The 24888-nt window shown below is 63.4% G+C and carries 18 protein-coding genes and 2 tRNA genes; 12 read left to right on the forward strand and 8 right to left on the reverse strand.

The features are described from left to right. The 3 genes from P9250_RS26535 to rnr all read right to left on the reverse strand — a co-directional run bounded on the left by P9250_RS26535 (position 1) and on the right by rnr (position 4138). Positions 1-825 carry an N-acetylmuramoyl-L-alanine amidase gene (locus P9250_RS26535; RefSeq protein WP_250525939.1) on the reverse strand — a complete coding sequence of 275 codons (825 nt, stop codon included), beginning with the start codon at positions 823-825 and terminating at the stop codon, positions 1-3. Positions 826-832: 7 nt separating this feature from the next. After that, positions 833-1576, reverse strand: a complete 744-nt coding sequence (gene rlmB / locus P9250_RS26540) for a 23S rRNA (guanosine(2251)-2'-O)-methyltransferase RlmB (protein ID WP_244825380.1) — start codon at positions 1574-1576, stop codon at positions 833-835. A gap of 99 nt (positions 1577-1675) precedes the next feature. Beyond that, positions 1676-4138, reverse strand: a complete 2463-nt coding sequence (gene rnr, locus P9250_RS26545; protein ID WP_310396032.1) for a ribonuclease R — start codon at positions 4136-4138, stop codon at positions 1676-1678. A gap of 254 nt (positions 4139-4392) precedes the next feature. Here rnr and P9250_RS26550 point away from each other — a divergent pair. From P9250_RS26550 to P9250_RS26605, 12 genes are all read left to right on the forward strand, one after another. Next, positions 4393-4479, forward strand: a tRNA-Leu gene (locus tag P9250_RS26550). Positions 4480-4616: 137 nt separating this feature from the next. Further along, positions 4617-4703, forward strand: a tRNA-Leu gene (locus P9250_RS26555). A gap of 309 nt (positions 4704-5012) precedes the next feature. Then, positions 5013-6233, forward strand: a complete 1221-nt coding sequence (locus tag P9250_RS26560) for an MFS transporter (RefSeq protein ID WP_310396034.1) — start codon at positions 5013-5015, stop codon at positions 6231-6233. Positions 6234-6334: 101 nt separating this feature from the next. Beyond that, positions 6335-8839 carry an acyl-CoA dehydrogenase gene (locus tag P9250_RS26565; protein WP_310396036.1) on the forward strand — a complete coding sequence of 835 codons (2505 nt, stop codon included), beginning with the start codon at positions 6335-6337 and terminating at the stop codon, positions 8837-8839. 41 nt (positions 8840-8880) lie between these two features. Then, complete coding sequence (locus tag P9250_RS26570) at positions 8881-10308, forward strand: 3-oxoacyl-ACP reductase (RefSeq protein WP_310396040.1); 1428 nt, start codon at positions 8881-8883, stop codon at positions 10306-10308. 3 nt (positions 10309-10311) lie between these two features. After that, positions 10312-11208, forward strand: coding sequence for a MaoC/PaaZ C-terminal domain-containing protein (locus P9250_RS26575; protein ID WP_310396042.1), 897 nt, complete (start codon positions 10312-10314; stop codon positions 11206-11208). Beyond that, positions 11205-12512: an acetyl-CoA C-acetyltransferase gene (locus P9250_RS26580; protein WP_310396045.1), complete on the forward strand. Its 1308-nt coding sequence runs from the start codon at positions 11205-11207 to the stop codon at positions 12510-12512. The genes P9250_RS26575 and P9250_RS26580 overlap by 4 nt, the downstream gene beginning before the upstream one ends. Positions 12513-12643: 131 nt before the next feature. Beyond that, entirely contained in the window at positions 12644-14386 is a 1743-nt protein-coding gene (locus P9250_RS26585) for an AMP-binding protein (RefSeq protein ID WP_310396047.1), read from the forward strand. 25 nt (positions 14387-14411) lie between these two features. Further along, positions 14412-15320 carry a DUF1571 domain-containing protein gene (locus P9250_RS26590; RefSeq protein ID WP_310396049.1) on the forward strand — a complete coding sequence of 303 codons (909 nt, stop codon included), beginning with the start codon at positions 14412-14414 and terminating at the stop codon, positions 15318-15320. A gap of 191 nt (positions 15321-15511) precedes the next feature. Beyond that, complete coding sequence (locus P9250_RS26595) at positions 15512-15757, forward strand: hypothetical protein (protein ID WP_244825389.1); 246 nt, start codon at positions 15512-15514, stop codon at positions 15755-15757. A 108-nt stretch (positions 15758-15865) separates the two neighbouring features. Continuing rightward, the gene (gene surE, locus P9250_RS26600) at positions 15866-16654 is read left to right on the forward strand and encodes a 5'/3'-nucleotidase SurE (protein ID WP_250525925.1); all 789 of its coding nucleotides are present in this window, start codon (positions 15866-15868) and stop codon (positions 16652-16654) included. 110 nt (positions 16655-16764) lie between these two features. Further along, positions 16765-17214, forward strand: a complete 450-nt coding sequence (locus P9250_RS26605; protein WP_244825391.1) for a DUF2147 domain-containing protein — start codon at positions 16765-16767, stop codon at positions 17212-17214. A gap of 90 nt (positions 17215-17304) precedes the next feature. On the opposite strand, the gene P9250_RS26610 is transcribed toward P9250_RS26605, so the two are convergent. The 5 genes from P9250_RS26610 to P9250_RS26630 form a co-directional block, all read right to left on the reverse strand. Then, entirely contained in the window at positions 17305-17676 is a 372-nt protein-coding gene (locus P9250_RS26610) for a transposase (protein WP_244825392.1), read from the reverse strand. Positions 17677-17813: 137 nt separating this feature from the next. After that, positions 17814-18911 (reverse strand): cell division protein ZapE, encoded by a 1098-nt coding sequence (gene zapE / locus P9250_RS26615; protein ID WP_310396052.1) that lies wholly within the window; start codon positions 18909-18911, stop codon positions 17814-17816. 134 nt (positions 18912-19045) lie between these two features. Continuing rightward, on the reverse strand, positions 19046-20476 hold the full coding sequence (gene lpdA / locus P9250_RS26620; RefSeq protein WP_310396055.1) for a dihydrolipoyl dehydrogenase: 1431 nt from the start codon (positions 20474-20476) through the stop codon (positions 19046-19048). A gap of 93 nt (positions 20477-20569) precedes the next feature. Next, on the reverse strand, positions 20570-21895 hold the full coding sequence (gene odhB / locus P9250_RS26625) for a 2-oxoglutarate dehydrogenase complex dihydrolipoyllysine-residue succinyltransferase (RefSeq protein ID WP_250465031.1): 1326 nt from the start codon (positions 21893-21895) through the stop codon (positions 20570-20572). Between the two features lie 130 nt (positions 21896-22025). Beyond that, positions 22026-24887 (reverse strand): 2-oxoglutarate dehydrogenase E1 component, encoded by a 2862-nt coding sequence (locus tag P9250_RS26630; RefSeq protein WP_244825396.1) that lies wholly within the window; start codon positions 24885-24887, stop codon positions 22026-22028. Position 24888 lies beyond the last annotated feature (1 nt).

Raw genomic sequence — 24888 nt, forward strand, 5'->3', positions numbered from 1 at the left:
TCAGGGCAGATATTTGTCGATGAGCGCGGACGCGATGGCGTCGCTTTCGGCATCCGCGTCGCCCGCGTAGTCCGACGGGCGGAAGTGCATCTGGAACGCGCCGAAGACGCGGCGCGTTTTTTCGTCGAGGACACCGTCGGTGGCGACATCGTAGCCGTAACGTTTGAGCTTTTCCTGAAGCGCGCGGACATCCGTGGGCGCCTTCGGCGCACGGCCGGCGAGATGCGCGGCGACCGTGGCATCGTCGGGCCATGCGCCGATGCCCGCCTGGTAAAGCGTGTGCCACGGAAAAAGCGGACCGGGATCGATCTTGCGTTGCGGTGCGATATCGCTATGGCCGACGACGCGCGTCGGCGGAATGCGATAGCGCGTGACGATATCGCGCGACAGTTCGATGAGCGCGTCGATCTGCGCGGGCGGATAAGGTTGCCACCCGCGGCCGGACGGCGTGTCAATGGGCCCGAGATTCACGTTCTCGATCCCGATGGACGAAGCGTTGAGTTCCGTCGCGCCTTGCCAGTAACTCAGCCCGGCGTGCCACGCGCGCTGGTCTTCCGGCACGAGTTGATAGACGACCGGCTCGCCTCGTTCGATACGCGGGGCATCGGGGACGACGTAGTGCACGCTCACCTGATCGCCGGTCAGGACCGAGAGAGACTTCGCTTCGTCGATCTCGGTGTAGTGCATGACGAGAAAGCGCACGCGGGAGTCGGCGCCTTTTGCGTGGTACTGAGTGTCGGCGAGGTAGGTGCCGCGGTCGATCATGGTGGTGGTGCAGGCGGTGAGCGCACAGGCGCAGATGAGGGCGGTCAGGCGGGACAACATTGGCACGCTACTTCTTCACACTTCTCTGCCGCACGGCCTCGAATAAACAAACCCCGCTCGCCACGGACACATTGAGACTTTCCACCGCGCCGGCCATCGGGATATTCATGATCTCGTCGCACGTCTCGCGCGTGAGACGGCGCATGCCTTCGCCTTCCGCGCCCACCACGATAGCCACCGGGCCGTCCAGCTTCGTTTCAAAGAGACTCGCTGACGCTTCGCCCGCCGTGCCGATCACCCACACGCCCGCATCCTTCAATTCGCGCAGCGCGCGCGCCAGATTCGTCACGGTGATGTACGGCACGCTGTCCGCCGCGCCGCTCGCCACCTTCGCCGCCGTTGCGTTCAGCCCGGCGGAACGGTCGCGCGGCGCGATCACGGCATGCGCGCCCGCCGCATCGGCGACACGCAGACACGCGCCGAGATTATGCGGATCGGTGACGCCATCGAGCACCAGCAGAAGCGGCGTGCCGGTCACGCCATCGAGCAATTCGGCCAGATTCTGCGCGAGCGGCAAGTCTTGCCCGCGCGCCACCACGCCCTGATGCTGAATGGTGCCCGCGAGCCCGAACAAGCGCGATTCCTCGGCTGCGATCAGGCGAACGCCCGCTTCCTTCGCGGTCCGCAGAAAATCCTGCATGCGCCGGTCCTTGCGCGAAGGGTCGTACAAGACCTCTTCGATCGACGATGCATCCGCACGCAAACGCGCGGTCACTGCGTGAAAACCGTATAGAACCTTGAGACGTGACATGACTGATCCAAACCTTCGTGAAATCCATAAAAGCATGACGCGGTCCGAAGCTCGTGGCGTCGGACCGCGCGATTGCCAGCTAGCGCCCTGAAGCGCGTCTTATCGTTTCTTGCGCGCCGGCCTGCCCTGCGCGGATGACTTCGACGCCACGCCACGCTTTCTGGCCGCGCCACCACGCGTGGCCGACGCCACCGCCGCGCCCTTCTTCGTGCCGCCACGCGCACGCGTGCCGGTGACGTCGTCGTCGAAAGCGCGGATGCGCGGACCGCCCGCATCGCCGCCCGATGCATGCTCGGCGCCCGCATTCGCGGACGGACGCGGCGCCGGCGGTTTCACCGGCGTGTCGCGCACGAGACGGAAGTCGATCTTGCGCGCATCGAGATCGACGCGGCCCACCTGCACGCGCACACGATCCGACATGCGATACCGGATACCCGTGCGTTCGCCGCGCAGTTCGTTCTTGATCTCGTCGTACTGGAAGTAATCCGAGCCCAGTTCGGTGATATGCACGAGCCCTTCGATAAACAGCGAATCGAGTTGCACGAAGATGCCGAACGACGTCACGCCGTTCACCATGCCGCCGTATTCCTCGCCGAGCTTGTCGCGCATGAAATAGCACTTGAGCCAGGCTTCGACATCGCGAGAGGCTTCATCGGCGCGACGTTCGTTCGACGAACAATGCAGCCCGAGTTCTTCCCAAATCGCGACGTTGTTGCGCGAACGGCCGCGGGACTGATCGTCGTTCTTCTGCATCTCGCGCGCGGCTTTCGTGAGGCCGGTGCTGAGCGATGTGTCGTGACCCACTTCGGGCAGATACTTCTTGCCCTGCAAAATGGCGTAAATGGCGCGATGCGTGAGCAAGTCGGGATAGCGGCGAATCGGGCTCGTGAAGTGCGCGTACGCCTCGTAAGCCAACCCGAAGTGACCGATGTTGTCCGGGCTATACACCGCTTGCTGCATGGAGCGCAGCACCATCGACTGGAGCATCTGCGCGTCGGGCCGGTCGCGGATCTGCGCGATCAGCGCGGCGTAATCGCTCGCGTGAGGCTTCGCGCCGCCCGTCAGCGTGAGACCGACGCCACGCAGGAACGTGCGCAGGTTTTCGAGCTTCTCCTCGGTCGGTCCCGCATGCACGCGGTAGAGGCCCGGATGCTTGTTGCGCTTCAAAAAGTCCGCCGCGCAGACGTTGGCCGCCAGCATGCATTCCTCGATCAGCCGATGCGCGTCGTTACGATGACGCGGCACGATCTGCTCGATCTTGCCCTGCGAGTTGACGACGATATACGTCTCGGTGGTGTCGAAATCGATTGCGCCGCGCTTCTGACGCGCGGCGTGCAGCGCCTTGTAGACGCCGTAGAGATCCTGCAATTGCGGCAGGATCTCGGCGCGGCGCGCGGCTTCCGGTCCCTTGGTGTTCGTGAGCACCGCGGCGACTTCGGTGTAGGTAAGACGCGCGGCCGAATGCATCACGCCAGGATAAAACTGATATGCCTTGATTTCGCCGCGCGCGGTGATGACCATGTCGCACACGAGCACGCAACGGTCGACGTCCGGGTTCAGCGAACACAAGCCGTTCGAGAGCTTTTCCGGCAGCATCGGGATCACGCGACGCGGAAAGTACACCGACGTGCTGCGGTCGAGCGCGTCGCCATCGAGTGCTTCGTTCGGGCGCACGTAATGCGACACGTCCGCAATCGCCACGAGCAGCCGGAAGCCCGAACCGCGGCCCACGGAGATGGGCTCGCAATACACGGCATCGTCGAAGTCGCGGGCGTCTTCGCCGTCGATCGTGACGAGCGGCACATCGCGCAAGTCCACGCGATGGCGTATGTCCACCGGACGCACTTCGTCGGGCAGCTTCGCGGCGGCGGCAAGCGCGGCGTCGCTGAATTCGTGCGGCACACCGTACTTGCGCACGGCGATCTCGATCTCCATGCCGGGATCGTCGATATCGCCGATCACTTCGGCCACGCGGCCGAGCGGCTGCGAATGACGGCTCGGGAAATCGGTGAGATCGACGGACACCACTTGCCCGACCTTCGCCTTCTTCGGGTTCTGCGTGATGAGAATGTCGTGACCGATGCGCTTGTCTTCCGGCACGAGAATCAACGCGCCATTCTCGTTGATGAGCCTACCGATGATGCGCTTGTTCGCGCGGTCCGTGACCTCGACGATATGCCCTTCCGGCCGGCCGCGCCGGTCGAAGCCGACGATGCGCGCAAGCACGCGGTCGTTGTGCATGACCTTCTGCATTTCGCCATTGGGAAGGAAGAGATCGTCCTGGCCGTCGTCGCGGATCAGGAAGCCGAAGCCATCGCGATGACCTTGCACGCGGCCTGCAACGAAGTTCGAAGGATGCGTGAGCTGGTAGTGACCGCGCTTGTCGAGGCGGATTTGCCCGTCGCGTTCCATGGCCGCCAGTCGCTTGAAAAATCCTTCGCGCTCCTGGCGCTTGATCGACAATGCCTCGGCGATGTCGTTCGCGGCATGCGGAGTCTCGCTCGTGCGCAGCACGCCGAGAATCTCTTCGCGGCTGGGAATCGGATACGGATATTTGCTCAAGGGCTTGATCGTCTTTCTTCTCGTTTAGATGGACTTTCGCGGAACTTTGCAGCCTTCAATGGCGGGCATCGTTGCAAGTCATTCTAACACCCGTATTCGGGCCCTCATGAGGCGCGCAGGCGCTTGAGCGTGCCGCGGCGAGGATCACGCTCGCGCTGCGAATGGTCGAATGGAAATGCTTGACAGACGCAATCCGGTCGATATAATGGCGTTCTTTGCTGCTGACGAAGCACAAACGCAGTACACGCACCCTTGCCCAGGTGGCGGAATTGGTAGACGCACTAGGTTCAGGTCCTAGCGGTGGCAACACCGTGGAGGTTCGAGTCCTCTCTTGGGCACCAAGATGTTTGAAAAAGCCACCTTCGGGTGGCTTTTTCTTTTTATGCGGAAGTCCTGCTTCCGGCGGCGCTCCATAAAAGCGCAGTTGGTTGACACGGCGACCGTTACCGCTAGAATAGCGGGCTCGCTGTACCCCTTGGCCCAGGTGGCGGAATTGGTAGACGCACTAGGTTCAGGTCCTAGCGGTGGCAACACCGTGGAGGTTCGAGTCCTCTCCTGGGCACCAAGGTCTCTTTCAGCGTTTTGCAAACAACCCCACGAATCAACGCGTGGGGTTTTTTGTTTCCGCGCCTTTTCTTTTCAAATCCTATTCAATTTTCTTACGTCTTCTATTCGATATTCTGTTGAATCGAATCGATTCGAATCATTCGCGCTTACGATCACGATTTAATCGCGCTTATTCGTGCCACGCGCTTTCTTGACCTCCTGCAGCTAATTAAACACGGGCGTACACTCAGCGTGCCTGCGGCCCTGCCTGTCCGGCCTCGCCGCTCGCCAGGCAAGCCAATCAATTAATCGAACGGAGACCACGGCAATGAGTTGGACGCGCGAACAACGAAACGTAACGATTGCGGCTTACCTGGGCTGGACACTCGACGCATTCGACTTCTTTCTGATGGTCTTCATATTGAAGGACATCGCCGCCGAATTTAATACCGGCATTCCCAAGGTGGCCTTTGCCATTACGCTTACGCTGGCGGCGCGTCCGCTTGGCGCGTTGATCTTCGGGCGGCTCGCGGATAAATTCGGCCGCCGTCCGACATTGATGATCAACATCGCAATTTATTCGCTGCTCGAATTGCTCTCGGGTTTATCGCCGAATCTCACGACTTTGCTGATCTTGCGCTTTCTCTTCGGCGTCGCGATGGGTGGCGAATGGGGCGTCGGCTCCGCGCTGACGATGGAAACCGTGCCGCCTTCCTCGCGCGGCTTCGTCTCGGGCTTGCTGCAGGCGGGATATCCGAGCGGCTACTTGCTCGCGTCGATCGTATTCGGCGTGCTTTATCAGTTCGTCGGCTGGCGCGGGATGTTCTTTGTCGGCGTCGCGCCCGCGCTGCTCGTGCTTTATGTGCGCGCGCACGTGCCGGAATCGCCCGCGTGGCGCGCGCTCGAAAAGCGCAAGCGGCCGGGTCTGCTCGCCACGCTCAAGCAGAACTGGAAGCTCTCGCTTTACGCGATCATCCTGATGACCGCGTTCAACTTTTTCTCGCATGGCACGCAGGATCTGTATCCGACCTTCCTGCGCGAACAGCATCATTTCGACCCGCACACGGTTTCGCTGATTACCATCGTGCTCAATATCGGCGCGATTGTCGGCGGACTCTTTTTCGGGTCGCTTTCCGAGAAGATAGGACGGCGCGTGGCGATTTTCATCGCCGCGCTGATCGCGTTGCCGGTTCTGTATCTATGGGCGTTCTCGACAGGCCCGGTGATGCTCGCCATCGGCGCGTTCCTCATGCAGATTTCCGTGCAGGGCGCGTGGGGCGTGATTCCAGTGCATCTGAACGAGATTTCGCCGGATGAGATTCGCGCGACGTTTCCGGGGCTCGTTTATCAGCTCGGCAACCTGCTGGCGGCCGTCAATGCGACGATGCAGGCATCGATCGCCGAGGCACACGGCAAGGACTACGGCACGGCAATGGCGATCGTTGCGGGAACCGTCGCTGTCGTGATCGCCGCGTTGATCTTCTTCAGCCGCGAGCGTAGGGGTATCGATATGACGCGCTCGGCGGAGGAAGTGGCGGCGCAGACGTAAGCGAGCCATCGGGCGCCACAAGCTATTTTAGAGGGCGATGCCGACGCATTCGGCACGCCCCGTGCTGCTCCTCCGAACCACCGCCGCTTCGGAGACCCGTGATGCTCGCCCTCTTCGTCATCGCTTTCCTCCTTGTCGCTGGCGCGTTGACCTTCGTGCAAGCGCCCGCCGTCGCCTGGCTCGCGGCGCTCACGATCTGGGTCGCGGCGGGCGCATTCACCGGCATCGTCGGGCCGATAGTCACCGCGCTGCTGGCCATCGTCTTCGCGCTTCCGGCGCTTCTCCTCTCCATCAAGCCGTTGCGCCGCGTGCTCATCAGCCGGCGGGTGCTGGGCGTATTTCAAAAGATCCTGCCGCAGATGTCGGCCACCGAACGCGACGCCATCGAAGCGGGCACGGTCTGGTGGGACGCCGAACTCTTTTCCGGCCGCCCGCACTGGGACTCGCTCCTCGCTCACGGCGCGCCAAGACTCACGCCGGAAGAACAAAGCTTCATCGACAACGAATGCGCCCATCTCTGTGACATCGCCAACGACTGGGACACCACGACGATCTGGCAGGATCTGTCGCCGCAAGCCTGGGCCTTTATCAAGGAGAAGGGCTTTCTCGGCATGATCATTCCGAAGCAGTACGGCGGAAAGGCGTTCTCCGCTTACGCGCACTCGCAAGTCATCATGAAGCTGTCGACGCATTCGTCGGCGGCGGCGGTCTCGGTGATGGTGCCCAACTCGCTCGGACCCGCCGAATTGCTGCTGCATTACGGCACCGAAGAACAGAAGAACTACTACTTGCCACGCCTCGCGCGCGGCGATGAAATCCCCTGCTTCGCGCTGACGAGTCCGTATGCCGGCTCCGACGCCGCTGCGATTCCCGATGTCGGCGTCGTCTGCCGCGCGATGCACGAAGGCCGCGAGACGCTCGGCTTTCGCGTCACCTGGAACAAGCGCTACATCACGCTCGGACCGATCGCCACCGTGCTCGGACTTGCCTTTCGCGCGCTCGATCCTGAACGTCTGCTCGGCGGCAACGAAGCGCCCGGCATCACCTGCGCGCTCATTCCGACGACGCATCCCGGCGTGCATATCGGCAGACGTCACTGGCCGCTCAACGCCGTGTTCCAGAACGGCCCGAACTGGGGAACAGACGTTTTCATCCCGATGGAATGGGTTATCGGCGGACGCGAACAGGTCGGACGCGGCTGGCGCATGCTGATGGAATGTCTCGCGGCGGGCCGCGCGATCTCGCTGCCGTCGTCGAATGTCGGCATGGCCAAACTCGCCGTGCGCGGCACCGGCGCCTATGCCGCCGCGCGCCGCCAGTTCCGGACGTCGATCGGACGCTTCGAGGGCATTCAGGAAGCGCTCGGCCGCATGGGCGGCAATCTGTACGTGATGGATGCGGCGCGCCGCCTGTCGGCACAGGCCGTCGATCTCGGCGAAAAGCCCTCGGTGATTTCGGCGATCGCGAAATATCACATCACCGAGCGCGCGCGCAAAGTGATCAACGACGGCATGGACGTGGTCGCGGGCAAGGGCATCTGCATGGGGCCGTCGAATTTTCTCGCGCGCGCGTATCAGCAGATGCCGATCTCGATCACCGTCGAAGGCGCGAACATTTTGACGCGCTGCCTGATCATCTTCGGACAGGGCGCGATTCGCTGTCATCCGTATGTGCTCAAGGAGATGGCGGCCACGCGCGAGCCCGACGCAAAACGCGCACTCACCGACTTCGACGCGGCCTTCTTCGGTCATGCGAGCTTTCTCGCGTCCAACGCGATTCGCAGTCTCGTCTACGCGCTCGGCGGCGGCGTGTCGATCCGCAAACCCGCACAGGCCGACGCGCGCCTCGTCCCGTACTATCGCGCCGCGACACGACTGTCGAGCGCGTTCGCCCTCTTCGCCGATATCTCGATGCTCGCGCTCGGCGGCGAGCTCAAGCGTCGCGAGCGCCTGTCCGCGCGCCTGGGCGACATCCTCGCGCAGCTGTATCTGATCTCCGCGACGCTCAAGCGCTTCGAGGACGACGGCCGCCCGGAAAGCGACCTGCCGCTCGTGCGCTGGGGCGTGGAGGACGCGCTGTATCAGGCGCGGCTCGCCTTCGACGGCTTGCTCGCCAACTATCCGAACCGTGCCGCCGCGGCCTTCTTGCGCGTCTTCGCGTTCCCGTTCGGCCTGCCGCACACACCCAGCACGGACTCTCTCGGCAACGACGTCGCGCTCCTGATGCAGACGCCCGGCGATGCGCGCAGCCGCCTTGTCGAAGGCTCGCACGTGTCCGCGCTCGAGGACGATCCGATCGCGGTCGGCGAGAAATTGCTCGCGCTCACGCCCGCCGTCGTCGCACTCGAAGCGCGCCTGCGCGACGCCGTGAAATCCGGCAAGACCGCTCCTCTGCCGCAAAGCCCGGACGAGATCGAAGCGTGGGCGCGGCAGGCGACCGCGCTCGGATTGATCGATACGAGCGAGGCGGCTCTGCTCGAAGAATGGGCATCGCTCGCGCGCGAAGCCGTGAAAGTCGATGATTTTTCCGCAGACTTCGGTATCCTCGAAGCATTGCAAAAGCGCAGCGCCGAGATCGAGCAACAAATGCCCGAAACGGTCGCTTGATCTCGAAGCACACCACGCTGCCGACGACCGCTCGCCAATCGATGAAAGACCGCTACCTCGACTTCGTCAATTCGCCCTTCGGCACGAGCATCGCCCGCTCGCTCGGGCTGCCGCGCCCCGAAGCGTTGCGCCGCCTGCGCGCAGGCGAAACCGAGTTCGGCGGTATGGCGGCCATCGGCGCGGGACCGTCCCCGGCACTGTTCGACGACCTCCTCGCGGTGTTGTCCGGCATCGGCATGACGGGCATCGCGCATGACAGCGCGTCCGGATGGCTCGCCGTGGCAAGCCGTCATGGCGCGATGAGCGGTCGTTTCGAGGCGCGCGCCACCGATTCCAGCCCCGCCAACCGCGTTCAGGCGCTGATCTTCGATGCCACCGGCATTGTCGAAAGCAGCGAGCTGCATGCGCTCTACGCCTTCTTCCACGACGCGCTGCGCTCGCTTGCCAGAAGCGGCCGAATCGTCGTGCTCGGCCGCCCGCCCGGCGCTTTGAGCGATCCGCGTGCGGCGACCGCGCAGCGCGCGCTCGAAGGTCTCACGCGCTCGCTCGGCAAGGAAGCGCGCAACGGCAGCACGGCGAATCTATTGCGCGTGAGTCCGCAGGCTTCCATCGAAGGCACGCTGCGCTTCTTTTTGTCGCCGCGTTCGGCGTATGTGTCGGGGCAAGCCGTGCATCTCGAAGGCGCGGCGCCCTCGCCCGCGAACTGGGCCGCGCCGCTCGCCGGAAAGCGCGCGCTCGTGACGGGCGCGGCGCGCGGCATCGGCGCATCGATTGCGGCGGTGCTCGCGGCGCACGGCGCCATCGTCACCGGGCTCGACGTGGCCGCCGCGCGCGACGCGCTCGATCAGACCATGCTCGGCATAGAAGACGCGTCGCCTTCTAACGGCGCGCATACCGCGCTCTATGCCGATATCGCATCGCCCGAGGCGCCCGCCGAACTCGCGGCCGCGCTTGCGGCGTCGGGCGGCATCGATATCGTCGTGCATAACGCGGGCATCACGCGCGACAAGACCATCGCGCGCATGAGCGCAGAGATGTGGGACAGCGTGATCGACATCAATCTGCTCGCGCAGGAACGCATGGACGAAGCCCTGCTCGCGCAGAACGTGATCGGCGCGGGCGGGCGCATCGTCGCGGTGTCGTCGATCAGCGGCATTGCGGGCAATCGCGGCCAGACCAATTACGCCACCTCGAAAGCCGGCGTGATCGGGCGCGTGCAGAGCATGGCGCCGATACTGCATGCACGCGGCATTACCATCAACGCGGTGGCGCCGGGCTTCATCGAAACGCAGATGACCGCGCGCATGCCATTCGGCGTGCGCGAGGCCGGACGAAGGCTCAACTCGATGGGCCAGGGCGGCTTGCCGGTCGATGTCGCCGAAACCGTGGCATGGCTCGCGAGTCCCGGCAGCGCGGGCGTGACCGGCCAGGTGGTGCGCGTCTGCGGCCAGAGCCTCGTCGGAGCCTGACGGATGCACGTCTCCACGATGCCCCGCCCGCGCACCGTCGTCGTCGATACGCTGCCGTCGCCTGCAAAGCTCTATGGCCGCTTGCTGCCGGGCCTATTCCGGCGCGGCCACGCAACCGATCTGCCCGCGCTGCGCCTGATTCGCCCCGACGTGCGGCTCGACCCCGAACATATCGGCCGGTATGCGCGCGTGTGCGGCTTCATCCCTGAGCACGGCGTGCCGCTCACGTTCCCGCATGTGCTCGCGTTTCCGCTGCATTTGATGATGCTTACCGATCCGTCGTTTCCCTGGTCGGCGCTCGGCGTCGTGCATCTGTCGAACAGCGTGCATCTGCGCCGGCCGCTGCTCGCGGGTCAGGGCTTGCGGATCGAAGTGGAATGCGGACCGCTCGTGCCGCATCCGAAAGGCCAGGCGTTCACGCTGCATACGCGCATCTACCGGCGCGGCGAGGCCGTGTGGGATGGCGACAGCGTCTATCTGAAACGCGGCGTGAAGGCCGAAGCCACCGCGCCCGTCGCCAATGCCATCGAGACCAGTACGCCGCTCCTCGTACGCGAAGCGCGCTGGCAGCTTCCCGCGCAACTGGGCCGCGACTACGCGAAGGCTTCCGGCGACTTCAATCCCATTCACCTGCATGCGTTGAGCGCGAAGGCGTTCGGCTTCCAGCGCGCCATCGCGCACGGCATGTGGACGCTTGCGCGCACGCTCGCGGCGCTGCATCCGGTGAAGACGCTCGCATCCGGTCACGCGCACGGCGACTTCAAGCTGCCGCTCTTTCTTCCGGGCGACGCGACGCTGTGGAGCGCGGTGCCCTCGTCCACCGCGCGCGCCTTCGAAGTGCGCGATCTCGCCGGCGACCGGCCGCATTTGCGCGGCGAGTTCGAATGGGAGCTGCCATGAGCACGTCTTCGAACCTCGGGCGCAGAGTCGCGATCATCGGCAGCAACCGGATTCCGTTCGCGCGTTCGAATACGGCTTACGCGACGGCATCGAATCAGGACATGCTGGCCTTCGCGCTGCAAGGTCTCGTCGATCGCTACAATCTGCACGGCCTGCGTCTCGGCGAGATCGCGGCGGGCGCGGTCGTCAAGCATTCGCGCGATTTCAATCTCACGCGCGAAGCCGCGCTCTCGACCACGCTGGCGAAGGAAACGCCCGCCTACGATGTTCAGCAGGCCTGCGCCACCGGCCTCGAAACGGTGATTCTGGTCGCCAACAAGATTGCGCTCGGACAGATTGACGTGGGTATCGCAGGGGGCGTGGATACGGCGTCGGACGCGCCCATCGGCGTGAACGAGCGCATGCGCAAGATTCTGCTCGAAGCCAATCGCAGCCGGACGGCGGGCCAGCGCGTGGGCGCGCTCGCGAAACTGCGGCCCGGCATGTTCTTCAGGCCGACGCTGCCGCGTAACGCCGAGCCGCGCACCGGTCTTTCGATGGGCGAGCATTGCGAACTGATGGCCAAGCGCTGGAAGATTTCGCGCGAAGCGCAGGATGCGCTCGCGCGGGAAAGTCATCTCAAGCTCGCGGCGGCGTATGAACGCGGCTTCTTCAACGACCTGATGACGCCGTACAAAGGCCAGACGCGCGACAACACGCTGCGGCCCGAGGTTTCGCTCGATCAGCTCGCGCAACTGAAGCCTGTCTTCGATCGCGATGCGGGCACGCTCACCGCCGGCAACTCGACGCCGCTCACCGATGGCGCGTCGGCCGTGCTGCTCGCATCGGAACAATGGGCCGCCGAACGCGGCTTGCCGGTGCAGGCGTACTTGAGTTTGTCGGCATCGGCGGCAGTCGATTTCTTCGACAAGCGCGAAGGTCTCTTGATGGCGCCCGTCCACGCCGTCCCGCCGCTGCTTTCGCGCGCCGGCCTCGCCTTGCAGGACTTCGACTTTTACGAGATTCACGAAGCCTTCGCCGCACAGGTGCTATGCACGCTCGCCGCATGGGAAGACCAAGAGTATTGCGAAACCGTGCTCGGACTCGGGCAGGCGCCAGGCGGCATCGACCGCGCGCGTCTGAACGTGAACGGCAGTTCGCTCGCGACCGGGCATCCGTTCGCGGCGACGGGCGGGCGCATCGTCGGCACGCTCGCGAAGATGTTGAGCCATGCGCCCGCTCGCGGCGATGGCCGTCCCACGCGCGGGCTGATCTCGATTTGCGCGGCGGGCGGACAAGGCATCGTCGCGATACTGGAACGCTGAAGCCGCGAGACGCTCGCGGCCCTCAACGCACGTAGCCGACGCAACGCGAGCACGAAGCACGAAGCACAGCAAAACACAAAGCAGCATGACAAACATAAGGCGCATACAACCCGCGCCAACGGAGACAAACCATGAGTCCGGCACCGGCATCGCCGCGCGGGGCTGTCGAGCCGCATTGCACGGATGGCATCTGGCATGCCTCGTATCCGGCGGGCGTGCCGCGCGATATCGATCCGTCGCGTTACCGTTCGCTCACGCATTTCTTCGATCAAGCGGTCGAGCGCTTTCGCGATCGCGTCGCTTATGTGAGCCTCGGCTCCGAACTCACGTTCGGCGCGCTGCGCGATAAGGCGCTGGCGTTCGCTTCGTATTTGCAAGAGCTCGGCGTCAAACCCGGCGATCGCGTCGCGCTCATGATGCCCAACTCGCTGCCCTATCCCGTGACGCTCTTCGGCGCGCTTGCGGCGGGCGCGATCGTCGTCAACGTGAATCCGCTCTATACGGCGCGCGAACTCGCGTATCAGTTGAAGGATTGCGGCGCGCAGACCATCGTCGTCGCGGAGCCTTTCGCGAAAACATTGCAGGACGCGCAGCGCGGCACGCGCATCCGCCATGTGATCGTGAGCACGCTCGGCGACTTGCTCGGCGACGGCCTCAACCTCAAGGGTCAGGCAATCGATTTCTTTCTGCGTCACGTCAAGAAGAGCGTGCCCGCGTACTCGCTGCCCGAGGCGGTCGGCTTGCGGCAGGCACTTGCGCGCGGCGCCAGGCGCAAGTTCGAACCGGTGCGCATCGGGCACGGCGATATCGCCTTCATCCAATATACCGGCGGGACCACGGGCGTGGCGAAGGGCGCGATGCTCACGCACCGCAATGTCATCGCCAACGTGATGCAGGCGCTTGCGTGGGCGCGCGCGAGGCTCGTCGATGGCGCCGAAACGGTGGTCACGCCGCTGCCGCTCTATCACATCTATTCGCTGACGATGAATGCGCTCGTGTTCCTCGGCATCGGCGCGCGCAATGTGCTGATCGCCAATCCACGCGATCTCAGCACATTGCGCGCGCTGCGCCGTGAGAACTTCACCGCGATCAGCGCGCTCAACACGCTCTACAACGCGCTGCTCGACAACGACGAATTCCGCGCGCGCGACTTCTCCGCGCTCAAGCTTGCGATGTCGGGCGGCATGGCCACGCAACGCGGCGTCGCCGAACGCTTCGCGAAGCTCACGGGCCTGTCGATCACCGAGGGTTACGGGCTCACCGAATGCTCGCCGCTCGTATGCGCGAGTCCCATCGGTGTCGAAGACAACATGGCTTTCGATGGCAGCATCGGTCTGCCCGTGCCTTCCACGCTCGTGCGCATGCGCCGCGAAGACGGCGTATGGGCCGACATCGGCGAACGCGGCGAGCTTTGCGTGTGGGGCCCGCAAGTGATGAAAGGCTACTGGAATCGGCCTCTCGAGACCGCGCGGATCATCGGCGCGGACGGCTGGCTCGCCACCGGCGACATCGGCGTGATGGACGCGCGCGGGTTCGTTCGTATCGTCGATCGCAAGAAGGACATGATGATCGTGTCCGGGTTCAACGTGTATCCGAACGAGATCGAGGACGTGCTCGCGGCGCATCCGAAAGTGCATTCGGCAGCGGCTATCGGCGTGCCCGATGCGGTGACGGGCGAACGCGTGAAGGTGTTCGTCGTGCGGCGCGACGCCACGCTCACCGTGGAAGAAGTCCTCGCCTTCGCCCGTTTACATCTGACGGGCTACAAGATGCCGGCGTTCGTGGAGTTTCGGGATTCGCTGCCGCTTTCGACCATCGGCAAGGTTTTGCGACGCGAATTACGCGATGCTGAACGCGCGAAGCTTAAGGAGTAGCATCACTGGTCCAATCGGAGAACTCATGCCGCCAGTGCCGCCAGTGCCGTCAGTGCAATTGCGCCGCATCACGAACTGGCGGCTCGCCTGTGCGAGCCTGTGTTTTCTGCTGCTCGCGATGTTCGCGCTGTTCGAATCGCACGCGTACGCACAGGTTGGCGCGGACCGCGTCGCCACGCTCGATGCCGATCAGCAGGTTGCGTGGCTGACCGGCGCAGCGGCGAGCGGCGAGCTTGCGGCGCTCGACACCGAGCAACTCGTCACCCTCTTCCAGTCGCTCGATCCTCACACGCTGCCGCGTTACTTGAGCGCGGGCACGCACCGCTTTGCATCGTGCGAATTCACCATGTGGCGGCGCGAACGCGTGAAGGGAAAATGGCCGAAGCGCGCCGACCACATGCTCGTGCGCGTGACGCGCGAACCGCTGCGCATCTACGCCAAATGGTTGCCCGACGGCGCGCATGCGGGCCAGGAGATCATCTACGACGATTCGACGCGTCCCCGTGAGCTATACGGGCATCTGGGCGGGCTGTTCGGCGTGGTGCCCATGTGGACGAAGATCGACGGCGCCTTTGCGCGCGCGCAGTCGAATCATTCGATCCGCGAACTCAGCATCGACGCCATTACGCAGCGTTTCATCGACGAAGGCCGCCGCTTCATCGAAGCGGGCATCACGCGGCCGGCCAGCGTCGATGTGCGGACTATCGACGGTGTGCGCGTCGTCGCCCTCACCTACGATACGCCGAGCGGCCAGCCCGACTTCTACGCCAAGCGCGAAGTGCTCGGTCTCGATCTGACGCGTCCGCTTTTGCGCAGCATCGAATCGTTCGATAACGACGGCGAGCAGTTCGAAAGCATCGTGCTCGAACGCATCGATCCCAAGCCCTTCGACGACCTGACGTTCGACCCGAAAAATCCCGACTATCGCTTCTGATGGCGGCGCTCTGAAGTGCTCGCTGACTTGACGACACACGCTGTAACAAGCGCGATTTCCCGGCATCGGTTAATTTTAAGTTTCGCCTAAGAATCGGCTTCTAACCTTGCCGGACTTCATCGACATCAACGTCGGCTGCCGGATGTCACCGGCGCCCAGAATCGTCATGTAACAACCAAGGAGTTCGGTCCATGAACCTCCGTTTAGCTTCCGCTTCGGCGCCCGTGCGGGCCATCAAACGGCTGCTCAGCCATCACGAAATCGCCACGCTGCTTTTGCTTTTGCACGCGCCGATCGACGCCATGGCCGCGACGCCGGATGTCGCTTCGTTGCAGGAATATGGCTACGTCGAAATCGTGTCTCCCGAAGCGGGCGCACCGAAAGTCCGGCTGACCGAAGACGGCAATGCCGTATTGCGCGGGTTGGGCGTTCGCTAAAGACGCGCGCTTGGCACGCGCTTGGCACGCGCTCGACACTCATTCGGCGTCGCGATCTCTGTAATAATCGGTTGATCCCATTCACAACCGACCAAGGAGTGATTCGCGATGTCCGCTACTGAACCCATCGTTCAACGTGTGCTGCTCACCAACGACGACGGCATCGACGCCCCCGGCCTTGCCGTGCTCGAAGCCGTCGCCCGCGAAATCGCGCACGAAGTCTGGGTGATCGCACCCGAGCACGATCAGAGCGGCACGTCGCACTCCATCAGTCTTCATTCGCCGTTGCGCGTGTCGCGTCAGGGCGAACGGCGCTTCGGCGTGCAAGGCACACCCGGCGACTGCGTCGTGATGGCCGCGCGCCATCTCATGAAAGACGCGCCGCCCGATCTCGTGCTTTCCGGCATCAATCGCGGTGCGAATCTTGGTGTCGAGACCATGTTCTCCGGCACGGTCGGCGCAGCCATGACAGGCTTGCTGCTCGGCTTGCCGTCCATCGCGTTGAGCCAGACATTTTCAGATCGCGACAACGTGCGCTGGGACACGGCGAGCGCGCTCGCGCCCGGCGTGATCCGTCAGTTGCTCGCCATCTCGCACGACGCGCCGACGTGTCTCAACGTCAATTTCCCCGATTGCGATGCAGAAGCCGCCGGTCCGCTTACCGTGACGCGGCAAGGCGTCGGGCTCGTGGAAGGTATCGACGTCATCGCGGAAGTCGACCCGCGCGGTCTCGATTACTACTGGCTACGCTTTCAACGCGGCGCACGTGAGAATGCGCCCGACAGCGAGACGGCGAACGTGGCGGCCCGACGCATTGCGGTGACGCCGCTCAATTTCGATCGCACCGACGCCCGCACCTTCGCCACGCTCGAAGCCGGCTTGCGCGGCGCACGGTAGCGCGTTGTTGGCTAGAACGTTTCCTCTCAGACGCAGATACGGCTTTCTCGTATGCTGACGCGACCCGCCGTACCAGCGCGCGGGATGACGATTAAGAAAGGAGACACCCTATGAAGCGTGCGATCAGCCGCGCATGCGCCGCTGCGCTCTTCGCGTTGTCGGCGGCAAGCGCGTTTGCGCAAGCGCCTACGCCCGTTGGCACATGGCAGACTATCGACGATGCCACGGGCAAGCCGAAGGCGATCATTCAGATCGTCGACGACGGCAGCGGCCAGTTGTCGGGCCGCGTGGTGCGCGGCATCGGCGAATTCGATCATCCGGAGCGGCGCTGCACGGCCTGCACCGACGAGCGGCGCGATCAACTGGTGAAAGGCATGACCATCATCACCGGTCTCAGGCAGAACGGCGACACCTGGGAAGACGGGCAGATTCTCGACCCTGAAAACGGCAAGCTCTACAAGTGCAAGATGAAGCTCGAGGACGGCGGACAGAAACTCGTGGTGCGCGGGTATATCGGCGTGTCGCTCCTGGGGCGCTCGCAGACATGGTTGCGTCAGTGATCTCGCTCAAATGAAAAAACCGGCCAAGGCCGGTTTTCGTTTTGCATCCTCTTTGCAGACGCTTTGCAGACGCTTCGCACGTGGCCGATGTCACGCAGCGCGGCGTTCCGCTTCGACGCTTTCTTCCATGAGCGATGGAAGCTCCGCCGGAACGCGCATGCGAGAAGTCATCAACGCGTAAAGGGACTCGCCTGCCGGGCCGAACAACTGCGTCATCACGCGCAGCAGCACGCCCGATTCGTGCCACGCCTTGAAGCGCCGGTGACACGTCTGATACGACGGGTATTTGCGCGGCATGGTGGACCACGACGCGCCGCTATACATGACCCAGAGCACGCCATTTAGCACGGCGCGAGTGTTGGCGAGCGGCCGACCGCGCAGTTCGGAACGCGGCCTCAGCTCGGGGAGCAATGGCGCCACCATTTGCCATTCTTCGTCGGACATGTCGCGGTAGGGCTTCACGTTAATTTCTCCAATTTACTGTACCCGGCAACGATACCGAGCGCACCAAAGCGGGGAAATAAGAGTCCTCCTAATCTTGAAAAAGCCCGACAAGCCTTACGCCAATTGGCTGAACGGCTATTTTTGGTTTCTCGGTATTAGGTCAGTGAGATATCCGATAGACGGCGCGGCGACTCCAGATATTCCTTCGACTGCATTTCCACGATGCGCGATACCGTGCGCGCGAATTCATTGGCCATCGGTCCTTCCACGTACAGGTCTTCGGCGGGCACCGCCGCCGACATCAGCAGCTTGACCTTGTGGTCGTAGAACACGTCGATGAGCCACGTGAAGCGACGCGCTTCCGATGCCATGCGCGGCGACATCTGCGGCACGTCCGACAGAATCACGGCGTGAAAGCGGCTCGCGAGTTCGAGGTAATCGTTTTGCGAACGCGGTCCGCCGCACAAGGTCGCGAAATCGAACCAGACGACGCCGTCCGCGCGACGCAGTGCCTTGAGCTCGCGCTTCTCGATATGCAGCAGCGGGCTTTCGTCCGGCACGGCGGCGAGCTTCGCGAAGTCGTCGCGCAAGGCTTTATCCGCGGCCGCGCCGAGCGGCGCGTGATAGGCCTGCACGGTCGAAAGCGTCAGTCTGCGATAGTCGGTGCCGGCATCGACATTCAGGACGTCGAGATGTTTCTTGATGAGCTCGATAGCCGGCAGCAGCCTGTCGCGATGCAGGCCTTCCGGGTACAACGTGTCCGGCTCGTAATTGGACGTCATCACGAACTGCACGCCGTTGGTGAAGAGGCGATCGAGCAGGCGATAAAGAATCATCGCGTCGGCGATATCGGAGACGTGGAATTCGTCGAAGCAGATCAGCCGGTAACGCTTCGCGATGCGCCGCGCGAGTTCGTCGAGCGGATCGGCCTGGCCCTTGAGGTCTTCCAGTTCGCGATGCACCTCGCGCATGAACTCGTGAAAATGCAAACGCGTCTTGCGCTGCACCGGCACGACCGCATAGAAGCTGTCCATCAGAAAGCTCTTGCCGCGCCCGACGCCGCCCCACAGATACACGCCGCGCGGCAGCTCCGGATGCACGAGAAACTTCATGATCGCGTTCGAGCGGCGCGACTTATAAGAGATCCATTCGTCGTAACAGCGCTGCAGCCGCGCGACCGCCGCGAGCTGCGCCTCGTCCGATCGATAGCCCCGCGTGCGCAGCTCGTTTTCGTAGTATTCGGTGACGTTCATGATGCGGCTTGTAGCGCTGATGCCGTTGAATGTGACGAAGGCGAACGGTTTGATCCGCTCGCCTTCGTTGCGATGCCGGCCGAGCCGGGCCGAGTCCGGCCGGGTCCGACCGGGTCCTTCCAGACCCGGCGAACTTACATGTTCAGCGCGCGTTTATCGACTGCGAGCGCCGCTTCGCGCATGACTTCGGAAAGCGACGGATGCGGATGGCAAATGCGGCCGATGTCTTCGGCGGCCGCCTTGAACTCCATCGCCACCACGGCTTCCGCGATCAGGTCCGACGCGTCGGCCGCGATGATATGCACGCCGAGAATCTCGTCGGTCTTCGCGTCCGCGATCATCTTGACGAAGCCATCCGCACGGCCGATACCCAATGCGCGGCCATTGGCCATCATCGGGAACTGGCCGGACTTGAACTCGCGCCCTTCCGCCTTGAGCTGCTGCTCGGTCTTGCCGACCCACGCGATTTCCGGTTCCGTATAGATGACCCACGGAATGCAGTTGTAGTCGATATGCGGCTTCTGACCGTCGATGATCTCGGCCACCGCCACGCCTTCGTCTTCCGCCTTGTGCGCGAGCATCGGGCCGCGCACCACGTCGCCGATTGCGTACACGTTCGGCACGGCGGTCGCGCAGTGTTCGTCCACGTCGATGAAACCGCGCTCGTTGGCCTTCAGGCCGATTGCTTCCAGACCGAGATTGTCCGTGTTCGGCACGCGGCCAATGGACACGATCAGGCGGTCCGCTTCCAGCGTCTTTGCATTACCCGTGCTGTCCGTGTACGCGATGGAAACGCCGCTCTCCGTGGTCTTCACTTCGCCGATCTTCACACCGAGGTGAATGTCGAGGCCCTGCTTCTTGAATTGCTTCGCGGCTTCACGCGCGAGCGCTTCGTCCGCTGCGCCGAGGAACTGCGGCAGCGCTTCGAGCACGGTCACGTCCGCGCCGAGACGGCGCCACACCGAACCCAGTTCCAGACCGATCACGCCCGCGCCGATCACGGCGAGCTTCTTCGGCACGGCGTCGAAGGACAACGCGCCTTCGTTGTCGGCGACGATCTTGTTGTCGACCGGGATATTCGGCAGATGACGCGCCTTCGAACCCGTGGCGATGATCACGTTCTTCGCCGTGACCGTTTCCGTTTCGCCTTCGCCCGACACTTCGATCTGCACGCCGGCGTCGGTCTTGCCGGCGAACTTGCCGTGACCCTTGAGCCACGTGATCTTGTTCTTGCGGAACAGGAACTCGATGCCCTTCGTCATCTTCTCGACGATGCCGTCCTTGCGCGCGAGCATCTTCGAGACATCGAGCTTCACGTCCGACACGCTGATGCCGTGATCGCCCAGATGCTTCGCCGTGTTCTCGAACTCTTCCGACGACGCGAGCAGCGCCTTCGACGGAATGCAGCCCACGTTCAGGCACGTACCGCCGAGCTTGAGCGTGCCCGCCGGATTTTTCCACTTCTCGATACACGCAACCGACTTGCCGAGCTGCGCTGCGCGAATGGCCGCGATATAGCCACCGGGGCCCGCGCCGATCACGACGACATCAAATTCCTTGGACATGACTTTCCCTTGATATGACTCCGCTCATGCGGAGACGCCCTTCACGGTGCGCGCGAGCCTATCGCGCGCACCAGGGCAACATGCGTTCTACGCTTACAGGTCGAGCAGCAGACGAGCCGGATCTTCCAGCGCGTCCTTCATGGCGACGAGCGACAGCACGGCCTCGCGGCCGTCGATGATGCGGTGATCGTAAGACAGCGCCAGATAGTTCATCGGGCGGATCACGATCTGGCCGTTTTCCACCACGGCGCGTTCCTTCGTGGCGTGCACGCCGAGAATCGCGGACTGCGGCGGATTGATGATAGGCGTCGACAGCATGGAGCCGAACACGCCGCCATTCGAGATGGAGAACGTGCCGCCCGTCATTTCGTCGATGGACAGCTTGCCGTCCTTCGCCTTCTGACCGAATTCGGCGATCTTCTTTTCGATGTCGGCAAGGCTCATCTGATCTGCATTACGCAGAATGGGCACGACGAGACCACGCGGCGAACCGACCGCGATACCGATGTCGAAGTAACCGTGATAGACGATATCGTTACCGTCGATCGACGCGTTCACGAGCGGGAACTTCTTCAGCGCGTGCACGGCGGCCTTCACGAAGAACGACATGAAGCCGAGCTTCACGCCATGTTCCTTTTCGAAGCGGTCCTTGTACTTGTTGCGCAGATCCATGACCGGCGCCATGTTGACTTCGTTGAACGTCGTCAGGATGGCGTTGGTCTGCTGCGATTCGAGCAGACGCTCGGCGATACGCGCACGCAGACGCGACATCGGCACGCGTTGTTCCGGGCGATCCTTGAGCCACTGATCCGCCGATGCGGGCGCCTTCACGTCCGGCAGCGACGGCTTCGCGGCGCGTGCGGCAGCCGGAGCCGGTGCGGCGGCGGGCGCCGGAGCAGCAGCCTTGGCGGGCGCGCCAGCGGAGGATGCCGAAGCGCTGAGTGCATCGCCCTTCGTGATGCGGCCGTCGCGGCCAGAGCCTGCAACCTGGTCCGCGGAAACGCCCTTCTCGGCCAGAATCTTCGTGGCCGAAGGCGATGCTGCACCGCCCGTGGCTTGCGCCGAACCTTGCGCGGCCGCCGGAGCAGCAGCCGATGCGGCGGCAGGCTCGGCTTCGGGCGCCGGTTTCACTTCCGCGTCGCCAGCGGCGGCGGCGGCCGGTGCTTCACCGGCCTTGGCTTCGGTGTCGATCTTCGCGATGATTTCATCGGCGGCGACGATATCGCCGTCATGCTTGATGACTTGCGCCAGCACGCCGGCGGACGGTGCAGGCACTTCGAGCACGACCTTGTCGGTCTCGATTTCGATGAGGATTTCGTCCTGGGCGACAGCCTCGCCCGGCTTCTTCTTCCACTGCAGCATGGTCGCTTCTGAAACCGACTCCGAAAGCTGGGGAACCTTGACTTCTACGATAGCCATTTCTGTTTTGTCCTGATACGTGTCTGTATGAATGCGAGCGACGCGATGCACGGCGACCTGACGCCGCATTCGATGCGCGTTTCGCGTACGGGACCGGCGAGCCTCGCCCGCGCGGTCCCGTCAAGCCGTGTTACTTCGCGATCACCTGCGCGCCCTTGAGGCGGCCGAACGCGCCTTCCACGAGCGCCTTTTGTTGCTCGTAGTGCTTCGCGTAGTAACCGACCGCGGGCGAAGCCGAAGCCGGACGGCCGCTATATGCGAGCTTCATGCCGTCCTTCATGCCTTCACGCAGATGGTGCTCGATGTAGAACCAGGCGCCCTGGTTCTGCGGCTCGTCCTGCACCCAGACCACTTCGGTCGCGTTCTCGTATTTCTTGAGTTCCGCGTCGAACTGCTTGTGCGCGAACGGATAGAGCTGCTCGATACGCACGATGGCGACGTCGTTGCTCTTCGCTTCGCGGCGATGCGCGACGATGTCGTAATACACGCGGCCCGAGCAGACGACCACGCGCTTGACCTTCTTCGCGTCGATGGCCTCGTCCACTTCGCCGATGACCGGCTGGAACGAACCCTTCGCCAGTTCCGACAAGTCCGACACGGCTTCCTTGTGACGCAGAAGCGACTTCGGCGTGGCGATGATCAGCGGCTTTCTGAACAAGCGGATCATCTGGCGGCGCAACAGATGGAAGATTTGAGCCGGCGTGGTGGGCTGCACCACTTGCATGTTGTGATCCGCGCACAACTGCAGGAAACGTTCGATACGCGCCGACGAGTGCTCCGGACCTTGGCCTTCGTAGCCGTGCGGCAGCAGCATGGTGAGACCCGAGACGCGGCCCCATTTCACTTCGCCCGACGAGATGAACTGGTCGATCACGACTTGCGCGCCGTTCACGAAGTCGCCGAACTGCGCTTCCCACGCGACGAACGTGTTCGGCTCGGCGGTCGAATAACCGTATTCGAAACCGAGCACGGCTTCTTCGGACAACACGGAGTCGATCACCGAGAACTTGGCCTGACCTTCGGCAATGTTCTGCAGCGGAATGTACGTGCCGTCGTTCCAGCGCTCGCGGTTCTGATCGTGCAGCACCGCGTGACGGTGCGTGAACGTGCCGCGGCCCGAGTCCTGACCCGTCAGACGCACCGCATAACCCGAAGCGACCAGCGACGCGAACGCGAGATGCTCGCCCATGCCCCAGTCGAGCTTGGCTTCGCCACGGCCCATGGCGCGGCGATCGTTGATCACGCGCTCGACGAGCGGATGCACCTTGAAGTTTTCCGGGATCGTCGTGATGCGCTCGGCCAGCCGCTTGAGTTCGGCGAGCGGCACGGCGGTGTCGGCCGCGTCGGTCCACTTGCGATTCAGGAACGGCACCCAGTCCACCGCGTACTTGCTCTTATAGTTCGAGAGCACCGGGTCGATGGTGTGGTGACCTTCGTCCATTGCCGTGCGGTACGCCTTGACGTATTCGTCCGCGACTTCGGGCGTGATGACGCCTTGCTGCACGAGCTTTTCGGCATACAGCGCGCGCGTGCCCGGATGCTTGGCAATGGTCTTGTACATCAGCGGCTGCGTGACCGCCGGCGTGTCCTGCTCGTTGTGACCGAGCTTGCGGAAGCAGACGATATCGACGACCACGTCCTTATGGAACTTCGTGCGGAAGTCGATCGCGAGCTGCGTGGCGAGCACCACGGCTTCGGGATCGTCGCCGTTCACGTGCAGCACCGGCGCTTCGATCATCTTGACGACGTCCGAGCAGTACAGCGTCGAGCGAGAGTCGCGCGGGTCCGAGGTCGTGAAGCCGATCTGATTGTTGATGACGATATGCAGCGTGCCGTGCGTGCCGTAGCCGCGCGTCTGCGCGAGGTTCAGCGTTTCCATCACGACGCCCTGGCCCGCGAAAGCGGCGTCGCCGTGAATCTGCACCGGCAGCACTTGCAGGCCTTCTTCGTCGCCACGGCGATCCATCCGCGCCTTGGCCGACCCTTCGACCACCGGGTTCACGATTTCCAGATGCGACGGGTTGAACGCGAGCGACAGGTGAACCGGGCCGCCATCGGTCGAGACGTCCGACGAGAAACCCTTGTGATACTTGACGTCGCCAGCCGGCAGGTCATCGACGTGCTTGCCTTCGAATTCGGCGAAGAGGTCGGCGGGCATCTTGCCGAGCGTATTGACCAGCACGTTCAGACGCCCGCGGTGCGCCATGCCGATGACGATTTCCTGCACGCCGTTCGCGCCTGCGTGACGGACGACTTCGTCCATCGACGCGATGAAGCTCTCGCCGCCTTCCAGCGAGAAGCGCTTCTGACCGACGTACTTGGTGTGCAGGAAACGCTCGAGGCCTTCGGCGGCCGTCAGGCGATTCAGGATGTGCTTCTTCTTGTCGTTCGAGAAGTTGGGCGTCGAGCGCGTCGACTCGAGCTTCTCTTTCCACCAGCGCTTTTGTTCGGGGTCGCTGATGTACATGTATTCGGCGCCGATCTTGCCGCAATACGTGTCACGCAATGCCTTGACGATCTCGCGCAGGCTCGCGCGCTCGAAACCGAAATACAGGTTCGTGGCGCTGAACGTCTGGTCCATGTCGGCTTCGGTGAAGTCGTAGAACGCAGGTTCGAGTTCAGGAATATGCGGACGCTCGCGGCGCTTGAGCGGATCGAGGTCGGCCAGTTGCGAGCCGAGGAAGCGATATGCGCCGATCAGTGACTGGACGTAGACCTGCTTGCGCGCGGTGGCGAGATCTTCGCCGCCGCCTTCACGAGGAACGAAGGCGTTGGACTTCGCGCGCTGCGCAAAGGATTCGACGATAGGGCCGTGAGCCACGTCGCTCTGAGCCGTGCCGTCGGATGCTGGCACGTTCTGAAGCGCGTCGAAATAGGTGCGCCAGGTCTCGGGGACCGACGCCGGATTGTCTAGATATTGCTCGTACAGTTCTTCAACGTACGGAGCGTTACCGCCGAACAAATAGGAGTTCGACTGGAATTGCTTCATCATT

It is taken from the genome of Caballeronia sp. LP006 (assembly GCF_031450995.1).
GTDB lineage: Bacteria > Pseudomonadota > Gammaproteobacteria > Burkholderiales > Burkholderiaceae > Caballeronia.

Bases quoted from the DNA above. Each gene is read 5' to 3' on its own strand.
- P9250_RS26595 (WP_244825389.1), top strand. From the start codon at position 15,512: ATGAACCTCCGTTTAGCTTCCGCTTCGGCGCCCGTGCGGGCCATCAAA.
- P9250_RS26575 (WP_310396042.1), top strand. From the start codon at position 10,312: ATGCACGTCTCCACGATGCCCCGCCCGCGCACCGTCGTCGTCGATACG.
- lpdA (WP_310396055.1), bottom strand. From the start codon at position 20,476: ATGTCCAAGGAATTTGATGTCGTCGTGATCGGCGCGGGCCCCGGTGGC.
- rlmB (WP_244825380.1), bottom strand. From the start codon at position 1,576: ATGTCACGTCTCAAGGTTCTATACGGTTTTCACGCAGTGACCGCGCGT.
- odhB (WP_250465031.1), bottom strand. From the start codon at position 21,895: ATGGCTATCGTAGAAGTCAAGGTTCCCCAGCTTTCGGAGTCGGTTTCA.
- P9250_RS26630 (WP_244825396.1), bottom strand. From the start codon at position 24,887: ATGATGAAGCAATTCCAGTCGAACTCCTATTTGTTCGGCGGTAACGCT.
- P9250_RS26535 (WP_250525939.1), bottom strand. From the start codon at position 825: ATGTTGTCCCGCCTGACCGCCCTCATCTGCGCCTGTGCGCTCACCGCC.
- zapE (WP_310396052.1), bottom strand. From the start codon at position 18,911: ATGAACGTCACCGAATACTACGAAAACGAGCTGCGCACGCGGGGCTAT.
- P9250_RS26605 (WP_244825391.1), top strand. From the start codon at position 16,765: ATGAAGCGTGCGATCAGCCGCGCATGCGCCGCTGCGCTCTTCGCGTTG.
- P9250_RS26580 (WP_310396045.1), top strand. From the start codon at position 11,205: ATGAGCACGTCTTCGAACCTCGGGCGCAGAGTCGCGATCATCGGCAGC.
- P9250_RS26570 (WP_310396040.1), top strand. From the start codon at position 8,881: ATGAAAGACCGCTACCTCGACTTCGTCAATTCGCCCTTCGGCACGAGC.
- P9250_RS26565 (WP_310396036.1), top strand. From the start codon at position 6,335: ATGCTCGCCCTCTTCGTCATCGCTTTCCTCCTTGTCGCTGGCGCGTTG.
- P9250_RS26590 (WP_310396049.1), top strand. From the start codon at position 14,412: ATGCCGCCAGTGCCGCCAGTGCCGTCAGTGCAATTGCGCCGCATCACG.
- P9250_RS26585 (WP_310396047.1), top strand. From the start codon at position 12,644: ATGAGTCCGGCACCGGCATCGCCGCGCGGGGCTGTCGAGCCGCATTGC.
- P9250_RS26560 (WP_310396034.1), top strand. From the start codon at position 5,013: ATGAGTTGGACGCGCGAACAACGAAACGTAACGATTGCGGCTTACCTG.
- surE (WP_250525925.1), top strand. From the start codon at position 15,866: ATGTCCGCTACTGAACCCATCGTTCAACGTGTGCTGCTCACCAACGAC.